The 12793-nt window shown below is 60.7% G+C and carries 13 protein-coding genes; 9 read left to right on the top strand and 4 right to left on the bottom strand.

The window, feature by feature from the left end; genetic code table 11:
• Nucleotides 1-162 precede the first annotated feature (162 nt).
• Nucleotides 163-1803: a methyl-accepting chemotaxis protein gene (locus BM036_RS06760; RefSeq protein ID WP_091849802.1), complete on the top strand. Its 1641-nt coding sequence runs from the start codon at nucleotides 163-165 to the stop codon at nucleotides 1801-1803.
• A gap of 55 nt (nucleotides 1804-1858) precedes the next feature.
• On the top strand, nucleotides 1859-2233 hold the full coding sequence (locus BM036_RS06755) for a DUF4870 family protein (RefSeq protein WP_245742514.1): 375 nt from the start codon (nucleotides 1859-1861) through the stop codon (nucleotides 2231-2233).
• An 11-nt stretch (nucleotides 2234-2244) separates the two neighbouring features.
• Here the strand turns inward: BM036_RS06755 and BM036_RS06750 are convergent, their stop codons facing one another.
• Nucleotides 2245-3573 (bottom strand): MFS transporter, encoded by a 1329-nt coding sequence (locus tag BM036_RS06750; RefSeq protein WP_413774370.1) that lies wholly within the window; start codon nucleotides 3571-3573, stop codon nucleotides 2245-2247.
• Nucleotides 3574-3721: 148 nt separating this feature from the next.
• Here BM036_RS06750 and BM036_RS06745 point away from each other — a divergent pair, with 148 nt between their 5' ends.
• On the top strand, nucleotides 3722-4561 hold the full coding sequence (locus tag BM036_RS06745) for a 23S rRNA (adenine(2030)-N(6))-methyltransferase RlmJ (RefSeq protein WP_091849798.1): 840 nt from the start codon (nucleotides 3722-3724) through the stop codon (nucleotides 4559-4561).
• A 20-nt stretch (nucleotides 4562-4581) separates the two neighbouring features.
• On the opposite strand, the gene dctP is transcribed toward BM036_RS06745, so the two are convergent.
• Together dctP and BM036_RS06735 are read right to left on the bottom strand one after the other, a co-directional pair.
• Nucleotides 4582-5682 (bottom strand): TRAP transporter substrate-binding protein DctP, encoded by a 1101-nt coding sequence (dctP, locus tag BM036_RS06740; protein WP_091849796.1) that lies wholly within the window; start codon nucleotides 5680-5682, stop codon nucleotides 4582-4584.
• 181 nt (nucleotides 5683-5863) lie between these two features.
• Nucleotides 5864-6259, bottom strand: a complete 396-nt coding sequence (locus BM036_RS06735) for a DUF4168 domain-containing protein (protein ID WP_091849794.1) — start codon at nucleotides 6257-6259, stop codon at nucleotides 5864-5866.
• Nucleotides 6260-6484: 225 nt separating this feature from the next.
• On the opposite strand from BM036_RS06735, the gene BM036_RS06730 reads away from it, so the two are divergent.
• The 6 genes from BM036_RS06730 to BM036_RS06705 all read left to right on the top strand — a co-directional run bounded on the left by BM036_RS06730 (nucleotide 6485) and on the right by BM036_RS06705 (nucleotide 12382).
• A complete protein-coding gene (locus BM036_RS06730; protein WP_091849792.1) occupies nucleotides 6485-7981 on the top strand; it encodes an ATP-binding protein in 1497 nt (498 codons plus the stop codon).
• Nucleotides 7978-9369 carry a sigma-54-dependent transcriptional regulator gene (locus BM036_RS06725; RefSeq protein ID WP_091849790.1) on the top strand — a complete coding sequence of 464 codons (1392 nt, stop codon included), beginning with the start codon at nucleotides 7978-7980 and terminating at the stop codon, nucleotides 9367-9369. Before BM036_RS06730 ends, BM036_RS06725 begins: the two co-directional genes overlap by 4 nt.
• Nucleotides 9366-10271 carry a DMT family transporter gene (locus BM036_RS06720; RefSeq protein ID WP_091849788.1) on the top strand — a complete coding sequence of 302 codons (906 nt, stop codon included), beginning with the start codon at nucleotides 9366-9368 and terminating at the stop codon, nucleotides 10269-10271. Before BM036_RS06725 ends, BM036_RS06720 begins: the two co-directional genes overlap by 4 nt.
• Entirely contained in the window at nucleotides 10264-10533 is a 270-nt protein-coding gene (locus tag BM036_RS06715; RefSeq protein WP_091849786.1) for a GIY-YIG nuclease family protein, read from the top strand. The genes BM036_RS06720 and BM036_RS06715 overlap by 8 nt, the downstream gene beginning before the upstream one ends.
• Before the next feature lie 140 nt (nucleotides 10534-10673).
• Complete coding sequence (locus tag BM036_RS06710; protein WP_091849784.1) at nucleotides 10674-11720, top strand: alpha/beta hydrolase; 1047 nt, start codon at nucleotides 10674-10676, stop codon at nucleotides 11718-11720.
• Between the two features lie 2 nt (nucleotides 11721-11722).
• A complete protein-coding gene (locus BM036_RS06705; RefSeq protein ID WP_091849782.1) occupies nucleotides 11723-12382 on the top strand; it encodes a YiaD family glycine zipper/OmpA-like lipoprotein in 660 nt (219 codons plus the stop codon).
• Nucleotides 12383-12569: 187 nt separating this feature from the next.
• Here the strand turns inward: BM036_RS06705 and BM036_RS06700 are convergent.
• Nucleotides 12570-12793 (bottom strand): transposase (locus tag BM036_RS06700; protein WP_177186018.1); only part of this gene is annotated, 224 nt, incomplete at its 5' end.

Here is a 12793-nt window from a genome sequence, read left to right as displayed (position 1 = left end):
TACAGCTGTGCGGGCTGTGGTTACGGAGTCGGATTCGTTCGGGTGAGTGTCAATTGATGTAAATTCCATGTCCCATATCACTAAAGTCGGATTCCCTCGGTGTTACTTTGTCGTATGCTGATTTGAGCAGAATATGATCAAAACAAGAATAGTGAGGACACCATGGGCGTTTTGAACCGGTTTACAGCACTGGCCGGACTGGGTTTGTTGCTGGTTACCTGCGCAACAGCAGGCGTAACGGTCAGGTTTGCAGGCGCGAGCCCATGGCAGGTGTTCGTGGTTACACTGATCGTAGGCCTGTTGTTGGCCCTTGTCTGGTGGTACCGGCTTGTCGTTCCCCATGCGCGGGCGTTAAACCAGCTCTCACGGGGTGAGCTTCCCGATGATCATCCCCTATATCAACGATTCAGCACCCTCCTGGAACAAGCGGCGGCCGGCAGGGCCCTCACAGAGACACTATCGGGCTCGGCGGACCATAATGCCGTTTCTGCTGCCGAAGTGTCCTGGGCAGCTGATCAGCTCAAGCAACGCCTTGATCGACAGGTCACCGAAATACGGCAAATGGCCGACTATGCCAGCCAGGTTACCGAAACGGTCCGCGAAAGTGCCCGCAAGGCAGGAGAGGCGGCGGAAGTGGCCCGGGGAGCCAGTCGTCTGAGTGGGGAAGGGCGTACGGCGCTGGGAACAGCGCTCGGGGATATCCGCCAGGTTTATCAGCAATCAGAGCAGAACCTGAACCTGATTCGCGACCTTGATGGTAAGTCAGACAAGATCCAGGGCGTGACCTCGGTTATCGAGGCCATTGCCGAGCAAACCAACCTGCTTGCCCTGAACGCCGCCATCGAAGCGGCCCGGGCCGGCGAGCAGGGTCGGGGTTTTGCGGTCGTTGCGGATGAGGTACGCCACCTGGCAGCCCGGACCACCGAGGCCACTACGGAGGTGGCCGCTGTGCTGGCGGATATCCGCGAATCCACCGCGCGCATCCTCGCAGGCGTCGAAGAGCTGGCCTATACCGTTGACCGGGGGCTGGAGTCGGTCCAGTCGGTGTCAGGTAACCTTGAGCAGATCGGGGAGCAGGCCGACCTGCTGGAAAGTGAAGTGGACGTCATCGCCGAGGGTGACCGGGAGAACGAGCGCAACCTTGAGCAGATTCTGAAGGGGGTCGAGACACTGCGGGATGAAATGGCCGAAAGTGACCGTGGGGTGGGAGACCTGGCTACCCAGGCTACCCGCCTGATGGACCTTGCGGAGCAGGCCAACGCGGCGTTTGCGGCCAACAGCCAGGCCAGCTATCACCGCTTCTTCTTCGATCAGGCAACCAGTGCCGCGGGAAAGATTGGCGAGCGTTTCGAAGAGGCACTGCGACTGGGCGAGCTGACTGAAGGTCAGTTATTTGACCGAAACCGGCAGCCGGTTGCCAACACCACGCCCACCAAGTACCACAGTGGCTTTGATGCCTTTACCGACAAGGTGCTTCCGGCTATCCAGGAGCCGGTGGTGGCCGCCCACGATGCCCTGGTCTTCGCGATCACTACGGCCCCGGACGGTTATGTGCCTACCCACAACCGGGCCTTTGCCCACGAGCCAACCGGCGACCCCCAGCAGGACCTGGTTCGCAGCCGCAGCAAGCGACTGTTCAATGATCGCACCGGTGCCCGTTGTGGCAGCCATACCGATACCATGCTGCTGCAGACCTATCGACGGGACACCGGTGAGATCATGCATGACCTTTCGGTACCGATATTCGTGAACGGCCGTCACTGGGGTGGTTTCCGTCTTGGCTATCGCCCATCCGGTCATTGAAGTGATTGAGGTACACCCTATACTGGTTGTGCATTCCCAATGACAGGACCGGCCCTTGAACGATCAGGACAGCAATCAGGAATACATACCCGCCCGTCGCCGTGAGCAGCGCTACAGCGACGACCCTCTCTGGAAAATCGTGGTCGTGGTCTACCTGTTGCAGGCCCTGGCCATACCCACCAGTGGCCTGATGGCGGTGGCCGGTGTCATTATCAATTACCTGAAACAGGACGAGGTGCGCACAAGTCCCCTGGATGCCCATTTCCGCTGGCAGATCCGCACCTTCTGGATCGCCCTGTTGTGGGCGGTGATCGGTACCGTGACGACCTTCCTGATTATTGGCTGGTTTATCCTGGTCGGGCTGGCCATCTGGTACATCTACCGGGTGGTACGGGGCGCCCTGGCCCTGAACGATGGCAGGGCGCCTTGATTGCACGTCAATCAGCTTTCTGAACCCGCAGAAACCTCTTCCAGTCGCAGGGCACTGATCGTACCAGCCAGTCCCATCAGTCCCAGGGCCAGGATAACCGCTACCTCAGAGATGATGGAGATCAGGGCAGTCAGGCCACCGGCGGCTAGCAGCAGCAGTCCGATGACCGAGTTGCTGACAGAGGTGTAGTCAGTACGCTTGTTGCCCCCGGCCATATCCACCAGGTAGGTTTTGCGGCCCAGCCTCACGCCCGCATGGGCAATGCTGAGCACAAAGAACGCCAGCGGGTAGAACCACATTCCGCCCACATCATCCCCCGCCGCCAGTGCAATGAGCCCCACCAGCAGGCAGACACCACTGGCAATGGCAGCACCGCGGATCATTACCTGGCGGCTGCTGGCGTCAGCCATCCAGCCCCAGACGCTGGCACTGACGGAACTGGCCAGGCTGCTGGCCAACAGGAACACCCCCAGCAACCAGGCAGAATCTGCCTGGTTCTGGGCCAGTAATACAAAGTAGGGTGAGGCCAGGGCAGAGCAAAGCAGGAGCGCCCGGGTAATCACGAAATGGCGAAATGGCGGGTCATCCCGCAACAGCCCCAGATTACTGATCGCATCCTTGAGGGCATTACCACCACCGCTGGTTTCCCCCTCGTATTCATCGACACTGGCAAACAACAGCCCGGCGATAATCCACAGCCCGCCGGCGAGCAACAGCAACAGGCTGTAGAACAGCATGGACGGGTCGCCCCGGTCCCAGAACAGCAATACCGTCAGGATGACGGTCATGGTTCCGCCCAGGGTGGTTGCCAGGCCCGACAGCCGGCCCCGGCGGCCCTTGGGGATACACTTGCCCTGTACATCCTTCATGGACACAGAGCAGAACCCCCGGGCCAGCGAGAACACCACCAGCGCGGCGACGACAGCACCGCCGGCTGCATACCCCTCGAGGAACCAGACGCTGGCAGCCATGGCCATCACGCTGATGGCCTGGCCGAAGGCTCCCAGGGTCCAGAACCACTTCCGCACAGGCTTGCGGCGAACCCAGGCGCCGATAACCATCTGGGGCAGCATGGACCCGGACTCCCGGATGGGAACCAGCCAGGCTACCAGGCCGGGGGCGCCCACCGCGTTGAGTAGCCAGGCCAGCACGGTTTTTGGGCTGATCAGCAGGTCGCCCAGCTTGGTGAGCACGTTACTGGCAAGGATCAGGAAAAAATTACGGGGAACCTCGCGACAGGCCTCTTCCGGCAGGTCGCTACAAGTTCGCGCATCCTCTTCGTTGGCAATCAGGGCATAGAGCTGCTCGGTGGTGCGGTTGGCATCCGGTTGTCTGCTCAAGGGCAACCTCTCGTGCTGGTGGGTGTCAGTGGCGGTTACATAGGGTACCAGCCCCGGCAGTGCATTCGTATCGGCCCCGGACTTGCCTGACGGCGGCTGAGTGGGGCCTAATGGCCGACTGTATGGTCTGAACCCCGGAGCCCGCTCGATGCTCAGTTATCTCCATGAATTCCACGCCGGTAACTTTGCCGATGTTCACAAGCATGCGTCCCTGATCCTCACGCTTGCCATGATGCAGGCCAAGCCTTCGGCAATCGCCGGCTTTGACACCCATGCGGGCAGCGCGATGTACGACCTGGCCGGTGAACGGGCAAAAAAGACTGGTGAGGCGGAGAGTGGCATCCAGCAGGTCTGGAAACTTCGCCACCGGCTGCAGTCATCGGACTGGTCACCCATGCTGGCGGAACTGGCAAGGCTGAATCCGGGCGAAGGACAACTGTCCCGGTATCCCGGGTCACCGGCATGGTTCGACTGCCTGCAACGGGAGCAGGATTCCCTGACAGCTTTCGAGCTGCATTCCGGCGAGTCCTCGCGACTGCAGGATTGGGCACGGGGGCACCGGGTGACAGTGCAGGCAGGGGATGGCCTGGAGGGGCTGCTGCGTGCACTGCCGCCCAAGGCGCCCCGTTTGCTGGTGCTGGTCGACCCGTCCTATGAAATCAAGGAGGACTATCAGCGGGTAGCGAAGACATTGGCGCAGGCCTGGACCCGTTGCCGCCATGGTGTGTTCCTGGTCTGGTACCCCATGCTCACCAGCGGACAGCACCGAGTGCTTCCAGAGCAGCTTGTGCGCCTGGGTATTCGAAAGACCTGGCACAGTGAGCTGGTACTCAGGCAGCCACCGGAACGCGGCATGACTGGTTCAGGTATGGTGATAATCAACCCGCCCTGGGGCTTCAGTGACCGCTTCGGTGCCATGATGGCCGAAGTATCGGGAGACCAGGGGCTGAACGCCGACCATAAGCAAACCTGGCTGGTTCCTGAGTAAGGCCGAAAAAGCGCGGGGCCTTATGGTTTTATTGCGGGGTCTGGTGCGGAGGCTTCTTCCTGCCCTGCACTTCGCTCAGCTTCACTTAGCCGTTGTATCCGCCCCAGGATTTGCGCCCCCCGTTTCCCGGCCTGCGCCCGGTAGGCGTCGACTGCGGGTCCGGTAGCCTCGTGAAAGCCGGTCCTCTGCTGCTCGTTGAGTGAATGAATGCGGATACGTCCGGATTCACGGAGTTGTTGAAGGCTGCGCTGGTTGTATTCCTGCTGAATCGCATCGATAAACTCCGGCATGCCTTTAATTGCTCCATGGAGCCACTCACGATGAGTGGTGTCGAGGTCCTGATACCACTCGCGATTGCTGACTACGCTGGCGACAAAGCGGGTCGCTGCTGGCAGGGTCATGTGGGACTGAAACTCTTGGAATTGCATTTCGGCGATGGCAAAGGCCGGATTACTCTGCCCATCTACCTGGCCAAGTTGCAAGGCTTCATGCACTTCGCCGTAGGGCAGGGCGACAGGGTCAGCCCCCCAGGCTTCAAAAACAGCGTTGTGCATGGGAGCCGTCATGGTTCGCATGCGCAGTCCGGAGAAGTCCCCGGGTTCAAGTAGCGGCTGGTTGGCGGTCCACGCTATCCAGCCCTCCGGAACCAGTGACATCAACTGTAACCCGGCACTCGCCCAGGCCTGTTCCAGCAAGGAGCCCAGCTCCGGGTCAGACAGGATGGTGCGCGTGGCCTGGTCATCTTCCGGAAACAGGTAAGGCAACAGGAACACACCGGCCTCGGGAACTTTATCAGCTACATGCCCGGGTGATGCAAAGGCCAGGTGAACCCGGCCGTCCCTCACCAGGCCGGTCAGGTGGGGCGAGTTTCCAATGGAACCGTAGGGATATATTTCCACCTGTACCTGGCCGTCGGAAAGTTCCTGTATCCGGCGACGGAACTCCTGTGCCCAGGCGTCCTGAACGCTGCCACCGACTTCTTCCAGTGCGAACCGCCAGGTCTCCGGTTCCGGGTCTCCCGGGAGCAAGCCAGTCATTACTTCATCGTTGTCGCTGCAGGCACCCAGGAACAGGCTGCTGGCCAGTATCACCATCAGTGACCGGGTGGGTACGGCTGTCATCGGATCGTTATCTCCGTCGGGGCTCGGATCGTGCAGTACAGGTTATCCCAGGAGGCTGTACGGAGGAAATCCTCGCGAAAGACAACGTCGTTGTTCGAGCAAAAAAGCCCCGCTCAGGGGCGGGGCAAAATCTGGCAGGAACTTCTGCGTTTGCGCATCGGGTTGCTTGCCAGCTTCCTTGTTACATCAGTGCGTCGACCCGGTTACGAACGCTGGGCTCGCTGTTGTATGCGGTAGCGATAGCGTTGTAGGTGGGGATATCGAGGCCGGCGTCCTCGATCACAGAGACCATTTCGTCATTGGCTTCGATCTGCAGCTCCTGGGCTTCTTCCTGGGAGCCGGCGTCTTCGATCTTTGCCATGTATTCATCACGGATGTCGTTGATGCCGCTCTGTGCTTCCACAAACTTGCGCAGCTCGGCGTCGTCAAAGTCGGTTTCAGCTTCGCCGGACGCGGCCGGGTTAGTGTAGGTGCTCTGGTCGGTTTCCGTCGGCTGGCTCTGGGTCTGGGCGTAGACCGCTGGCGCGCCGGCAAGGAGGGCGATGGATACGGTTGCAGATGTGAGAAGCTTTTTCATGGTCAATCTCCTTGGTCATTGAGTGGGGGTTAGCCCGTTTGGGAACATCTTTGTTTGCTGGGCCAGTGACCAGTCAATTCCTGTGCCAGATCGTCATTCTCGTTTATATCGTTTTAAAATCAATTACCTGGGTGCTTCCTATGATGACAGTCGCTTAATCCGGATTGAGGCATATTGCCACATGTGACATCCTTTTGTGGCATTTGCGCATAGGGAGTTCATTCCATGGGGCGACTTCCGGGCAGCGCCCGCGAGGTATTTCACACGGTAAGGCTGACCCTGCTGCTGAGTATCGTGGTCCCCCTGATGCTGGTGGTCGGGGCGGGTATCTTTTTTGCCGTCAGTGCCATCGAAGATAACCTTGACGAACGTTTGCGGGAAGACCTTGAGCTGGTCGCCCGGGCTGCCAGCGGGCCGCTGGCCAGGGCCATGGAAGATGGCAACGATATCGTCCTGGACGACACCCTCAAATCCATTTTCCGGATCGGGCGTGTGTACGGTGCCTCAGTGTTCGATGCAGACGGGTTGCAGGTTGCCAGTCTCGGTGTGGCAGATACCAGCATCCGTTCCAGTCGCAGTGCCAACCAGGTTATCCAGAGTGGTGAGCGGGGTGGCACGTTTCGCCGGGTGGACGGAGTGTCGGTGTTCTCCCAGTTTACCCCGCTGATTGCCGAAAACGGCCGTATCAACGGCCTTTTGCAGGTCACCCGCAAACGCAGCGACTTTCACCGGCTGGTAGCGTCGGCAAGGGTCTGGGCGGTGGCGCTGTGGTGTGCGGTGCTGGTCGTGGTCAGCCTGGTAGTGGTGTTGGGGCACTATGGCGCAGTGGGCCGTTACGTCAGCCGGCTGGTGGCTGCCATGCAGGGGATGGGGCCCGGCAACTGGCCGATCTACTCACGTGCATCTGGCCCCCGTGAAATCCGGCAGCTCCATGAAGGACTTCGGGACCTCGGTGATCGCATGGCCAGGGCGGAGGAGGAAATCCGTGAACGGGTCGCCCGGGAACGAGAACTCGGTGAGCAGCTGGAGTACCAGGAAAAAGTTGCCATGATCGGCCGTGTTGCCGGTGGCGTCGCCCACGAGCTGGGCGCGCCCCTGAACGTCATCCAGGGTCGTGCATCCATCCTCGCCCGGCAGGGGCTGGGGCCAGACAGTCAGCGACACCTGGATGACATCAACCACCAGGTGCAGCGAATGACGCGGATTATCGAACAGTTGCTGGACTGTTTCCGGCATGTGCCGGATGCACGCCGGCCGGTCGACCTGGCGTCCATGCTGCGGGAACTGGTGACTGGCCTGCGGGAGGATCCTCGCGCCGGAAACGTCCCGGTAACCCTGAATCTGCCGGAGGGTGACGTTTGGGTCAATGCCGAGCCAACCCGGCTGGAACTGGCCTGCCTGAATGTGATCCGCAATGCCTGTGAGGCCGCACGCGGCCAGGTGGTGGTGGCAGTTACCAGGGCTGGTGAGTATTGGGATGTTCAGGTCGATGACGATGGTCCGGGAATTTCCGGGGCGCTTCGGGAGCGTATTTTTGAGCCCTTCTACAGTACACGCCCTGCCGGTGAGGGCACGGGCCTGGGCCTGGCCATGGTGAAGAGTGTTGTCAAGGAACACCAGGGCCGCCTTGTTGTTGCAGACAGCGAACCGGGAGGCTGTCGCATGACCCTGTCCTGGCCCGCCGCTACGCCGCCGTCACCAACCTCTGAGGTAGCTCCATGAAAGCATCGGAAACCCTGCTGCTGATCGAAGATGACGCCAGTCTGCGTACGTTGCTGCAGGAAGAGCTGGCCCTGGACGGGTACCGCATGCTCGTGGCAGCCAACAGTGCAGAGGGTGCTGCGATGGCGCTGGTGGAGGCTCCGGACCTGGTCATCTCCGATCTGCGCCTGCCCGACGGCGATGGCCTGGATGTTCTGCGCAAGCTGCAGGCGGAAGGCCGGGTAGTGCCCTTTGTTATCATCACCGCCTTTGGCACCGTGGACCAGGCCGTAGATGCTTTGCAGGCAGGTGCCGACGATTTCCTGACCAAGCCCTTGTCCACCGAGCATCTGCGTCTGAAGGTGCGACGGTTGCTGGCCCACGCGGCCCTGAGTCATGAGCTGGCTCGCTACCGGTCAGCGTCCGGCGCACCCGCGAACCTGGGCCTGGTGGGTGAAAGTGCCGCCATGGACCGGCTGCGCCGGGAAATTCGCCAGGTTGCGCGTAGCGAGGCCTCCGTGCTGATCAACGGTGAGAGCGGTACTGGCAAGGAGCTCGTCGCCCGGGCGATCCATCGGGAAAGTGAGCGTAGGGACGGCCCTTTCATTCCGGTGAATTGTGCCGGTATTCCGCCTGAACTGATGGAAAGTGAGTTCTTCGGCCATGAGGCGGGCGCGTTCACCGGCGCCCGCCAGGCGCGCAAGGGCCTGTTTGCCGAGGCCAGTGGTGGCACCCTGCTGCTCGATGAGATCGGAGAGATGCCATTGGCCTTGCAGGCGAAGTTGCTGCGGGTTCTCCAGGAAGGCCAGGTCAAGCCGGTGGGGGCAGAGCGGGAAGAGCCGGTGGATGTCCGCATCGTAGCGGCTACCCATGTAGACCTGATGCAGGCAGTGCGTCAGGGAGAGTTCCGTGAGGACCTGTATTACCGGCTGGAGACGCTGATGCTGACGGTGCCGCCCTTGCGTGAGCGCGGCGATGATGTCGAACTGCTGGCCATGCATTTCCTGCGACAGTCGGCAGACCGGCATCGGCGCGGATTCATGCGTCTCGGGGAGGCGACCCTCAAGACCCTCGCGGACTATCCGTTTCCCGGTAACGTTCGGGAGCTGGCCAGCGCCATGGAGCGGGCGGTGACGTTCTGTGATGGTGAAGTGGTGCAGCCGGAACACCTGCCGGCCCGCATTCGCAAGCGCCAGGCCAGTCTCCCGGGCCAGGGCTGGCCCGGAGTGGCCGGTGGGATACAGGAAGAGCCTACGGCCAGCTGGCCAACCCTCGAAACGCTACAACAACAATACGTCCGCCAGGTGATGGACCGGGTGGATGGAAACAAGCGGCGAGCCGCCCAGATACTCGGGATCAATCGACGGACGCTGTACCGATGGCTGGAACAGCAGGACGAAGCAGGATGAAAGACCAGCGGCTGGCCATGTGGTCCGGGCTTGGGGCGGTATTGTTGTGGTCGACGGTGGCCACCGCGTTCAAGCTGACCCTGGATTATTACACACCGTTGCAGATGCTGTTGATCGCATGCCTGGCATCTGTGGGTGTGCTCGCGGTGCTGCTCGCCGGCCAGGGCCAACTGCGTGCTGCATTCCGGTTGCCAGCCAGGCAGTATGTGCAGTCGCTGGGACTGGGGTTAATCAACCCGTGCATCTATTACCTGCTCCTGTTCGGTGCCTTTGATCGCTTGCCCGCCCAGGAAGCCCAGCCGATCAATTACACCTGGGCGCTGGTGCTGGCCTATCTGTCCGTACCGTTCCTGGGGCACCGGTTGAAAGGTACCGACATACTGGCCGGCCTGGTGTGTTATTCCGGAGTCGTAGTGATTGCTACCAGGGGTAACCTTGCTGACCTCGCTTTCTCGGATCCGCTCGGGGTAACCCTGGCCATCGGCAGCACCCTGGTCTGGGCGAGCTACTGGATCCTGGCGACCCGCGACCGGCGGGATCCGCTCACCGGCCTGTTTCTGAACTTCCTGTTCGGACTGCCGTTCATCGTGGCACTGACCTGGTGGCAGGATGGCCTGCCGCCGCTTGCCAGTGGTGGGTTTATCGGCAGCCTGTACGTGGGGTTGTTCGAGATGGGGTTGGCGTTCGTGCTCTGGTCCCGGGCCATGAAGCTGGCTACCAATACTGCCCGCGTCAGCAACCTGATCTTTATCTCGCCTTTCCTGTCGCTGGTATTTATCTACTTCATCGTTGGAGAGGTCATACTGGCGTCCACCTGGGCCGGGCTGGTGTTGATCGTGGCCGGGCTCTGGTTTCAGCAGCTGGGCGCTCGCAGAGGCGCTACGGAGCCGGCCCATGGCTGACTGGCACCTGTACATCATCCGCACAGCCGGCAATACGCTCTACACCGGCGTGACCACAGACGTAAATCGCCGCTTTACCGAGCACTGTAGCGGGGGACCACGCTGTGCACGGAGTCTGCGTGGGCGGGGACCGCTGGAGCTGGTGTTCAGCCAGGCGGTGGGCAACCGCTCCCGTGCCCTCAGGCTCGAATGGTATGTCAAGCGCTGGCCCCGTCGATACAAGGACGAACTGATCTCGGGGCATCGGGGGCTGGAGCTGTAAAATTGGCACCCGGTCACGTAAAAAACCCGTAAATTCCGTAACAAAGGCCGGCCACCGAGCCGAGTATGTTATTCTGCCGATACCGTAAGACGGCCGTTCGGGCCCCAGAAGACATCTGACAACAGGCGCATAGACCTACTGTGTACTGGAAAAGCGACAAGATCGGCGTTCCGGAGTGGGAAAGTGATGTGGTCCGGGAGGCCTTGCCGGCCTTCGCACCCGATGATGCCCATAGTCTGGGTGAAGACATGAAGGCCTACTGTCGCTTCTACGGACTGGATCTTTGGGTGGAGTACCCGGAAGTGCGTTACACGCCAGGACTGGTGGAAGCCGGGGGCCATTCAGTGGCAGTGCACTTCTATCGTCAGCCGGCAGGTGAGGGTACCAAGGGCACCGTCTTTATCCTCCATGGCTATTTCGACCATGTGGGGTTGTACAGCCAGCTGATTGAGCGTTGCCTGGGCGCCGGTTACGACGTGCTCGCCTGGGATCAGCCCGGTCATGGCCTGTCCAGTGGCACACCTGCGGCCATCGGCAGTTTCATGGAATACCAGGCGGTGCTGAGTGACCTGCTGGCGCAGGTTCGCAGGCATGCCACCAAGCCCTGGTACGCGGTCGGGCAGAGTACCGGTGGTGGCATACTCATCGATTATCTGCTATCCAACCACCATAACCGGGAAACGTCGGCGTTCACTGCCGTTGTTCTCCTGGCACCACTGGTACGTCCGTTTGGCTGGCTGGGTGCGCGGGCATTGCATACAGTGGCCCGGCCATTTCTGAGGCGCTGGAAGCGGGCGTTCTCCGAAAACAGTGCCAATGCGCGCTTCCTGAAATTCCTGCGCGAGCATGACCCCCTGCAGGCCCGGGCAGTCCATGTGGACTGGGTCAGTGCCTTGCGCCAATGGGTGCCTCACATTGAATCGGCCCGACCAGTAGATTTCCCGGTCACGGTCATCCAGGGTGAAAAAGACCGTACCGTCGACTGGCGGCATAACCTGCGGATTATCAGGAACAAATTTGCGTCTGTGGAGGAACTCAAACTCCGCGACGGTCGTCATCATCTGGTGAACGAAGCACAGGATTTACAGGCCGCCGTGTTCAACGGCATCGTTGATGCCTTTGACCGCGCCTGGGAGGCGCACAGGGCGGCCCCGCACAAAAAACGGTTAACAAAACAGGAGACCTGACCGTGAAAAAGACTCTGATCGCATTTTCCGTGGCTGCATTCGGCCTGTCCGGCTGTATGACCTATGACCCGTACACCGGCGAAGAGAAAGTTTCCAGCGCGACCAAGGGTAGCATCATTGGTGCTATCGGTGGTGCAGCTGTAGGGGCGGCGACGTCCAGCAGCAGTGATCGCGGCAAGGGCGCCCTTATTGGCGCGGCCGGCGGTGCCGCCGTTGGTGGCGGTATCGGTTACTACATGGACCGCCAGGAAGCCCAGCTGCGACAGAAACTGGAAGGTACCGGCGTCCGGGTTGTTCGTAATGGCGATCAGATTGAGCTGGTTATGCCGGGCAACATCACGTTCGATACAGACCAGGCTACTATTCGTTCCTCATTCACCGGCGTACTGGAGTCGGTTGGCCTGGTACTGAAGGAATTTGACAAGACGATCATCCAGATCGACGGCCATACCGACAGCACCGGCTCCGACAGCTACAACCAGCTGCTGTCCGAGCGTCGTGCCAGCTCGGTCCGTGACTTCCTGCTGAATCAGGGCATCGCCCCGGCCCGTACCCGTGCGACCGGCTACGGCGAGCGTTACCCGGTCGCGAGCAACGACACGCCGGCCGGCCGCGAGCAGAACCGCCGCGTAGAGCTGACACTGGTGCCGATGCAGCAGTAAGCGTTAGCGAAAGCGCAGTTTGGCGGGCTTTTACTGCTCGCCATTAAAAAGGGGTGCCACAGGAGGCTGTGTAAAAACTCGATTTACATAGCTTCTGAGCAGGCCCACAAAATGCCTCGGACATCGTCCGGGGCATTTTTGCTTTCAATCAGCATATATTTCCATGCGATAGAGAGGCGTAAGTGCCTCAAGTCAGCCTTGCCAGCATGCCCTTCACGCCCAGCACGTTGATCGCCCGCATCAGGTTGTAACTCAGAACCCCCAGACTGTATTCACTACTGGCAGAACTCAGACCCCAGCAGGTAAATCGCCCTTTATTCAGCAGCCTTTTGAGTGTGGCGAAGGTCGGCTCAACGGCAGCCATGCGACGGATCATCCGCTCAGGTGTGGCGGCTTTCGTTGCTTTCTCCA

The organism is Marinobacter segnicrescens (assembly GCF_900111555.1).
Lineage (GTDB): Bacteria > Pseudomonadota > Gammaproteobacteria > Pseudomonadales > Oleiphilaceae > Marinobacter > Marinobacter segnicrescens.
This window is presented reverse-complemented; position numbering and strand designations above follow the sequence as displayed.

Excerpts from the sequence above, each read along its gene's own strand:
- BM036_RS06760 (WP_091849802.1), top strand. The coding sequence starts at position 163 with ATGGGCGTTTTGAACCGGTTTACAGCACTGGCCGGACTGGGTTTGTTG.
- BM036_RS06745 (WP_091849798.1), top strand. The coding sequence starts at position 3,722 with ATGCTCAGTTATCTCCATGAATTCCACGCCGGTAACTTTGCCGATGTT.
- dctP (WP_091849796.1), bottom strand. The coding sequence starts at position 5,682 with ATGACAGCCGTACCCACCCGGTCACTGATGGTGATACTGGCCAGCAGC.
- BM036_RS06735 (WP_091849794.1), bottom strand. The coding sequence starts at position 6,259 with ATGAAAAAGCTTCTCACATCTGCAACCGTATCCATCGCCCTCCTTGCC.
- BM036_RS06730 (WP_091849792.1), top strand. The coding sequence starts at position 6,485 with ATGGGGCGACTTCCGGGCAGCGCCCGCGAGGTATTTCACACGGTAAGG.
- BM036_RS06725 (WP_091849790.1), top strand. The coding sequence starts at position 7,978 with ATGAAAGCATCGGAAACCCTGCTGCTGATCGAAGATGACGCCAGTCTG.
- BM036_RS06720 (WP_091849788.1), top strand. The coding sequence starts at position 9,366 with ATGAAAGACCAGCGGCTGGCCATGTGGTCCGGGCTTGGGGCGGTATTG.
- BM036_RS06715 (WP_091849786.1), top strand. The coding sequence starts at position 10,264 with ATGGCTGACTGGCACCTGTACATCATCCGCACAGCCGGCAATACGCTC.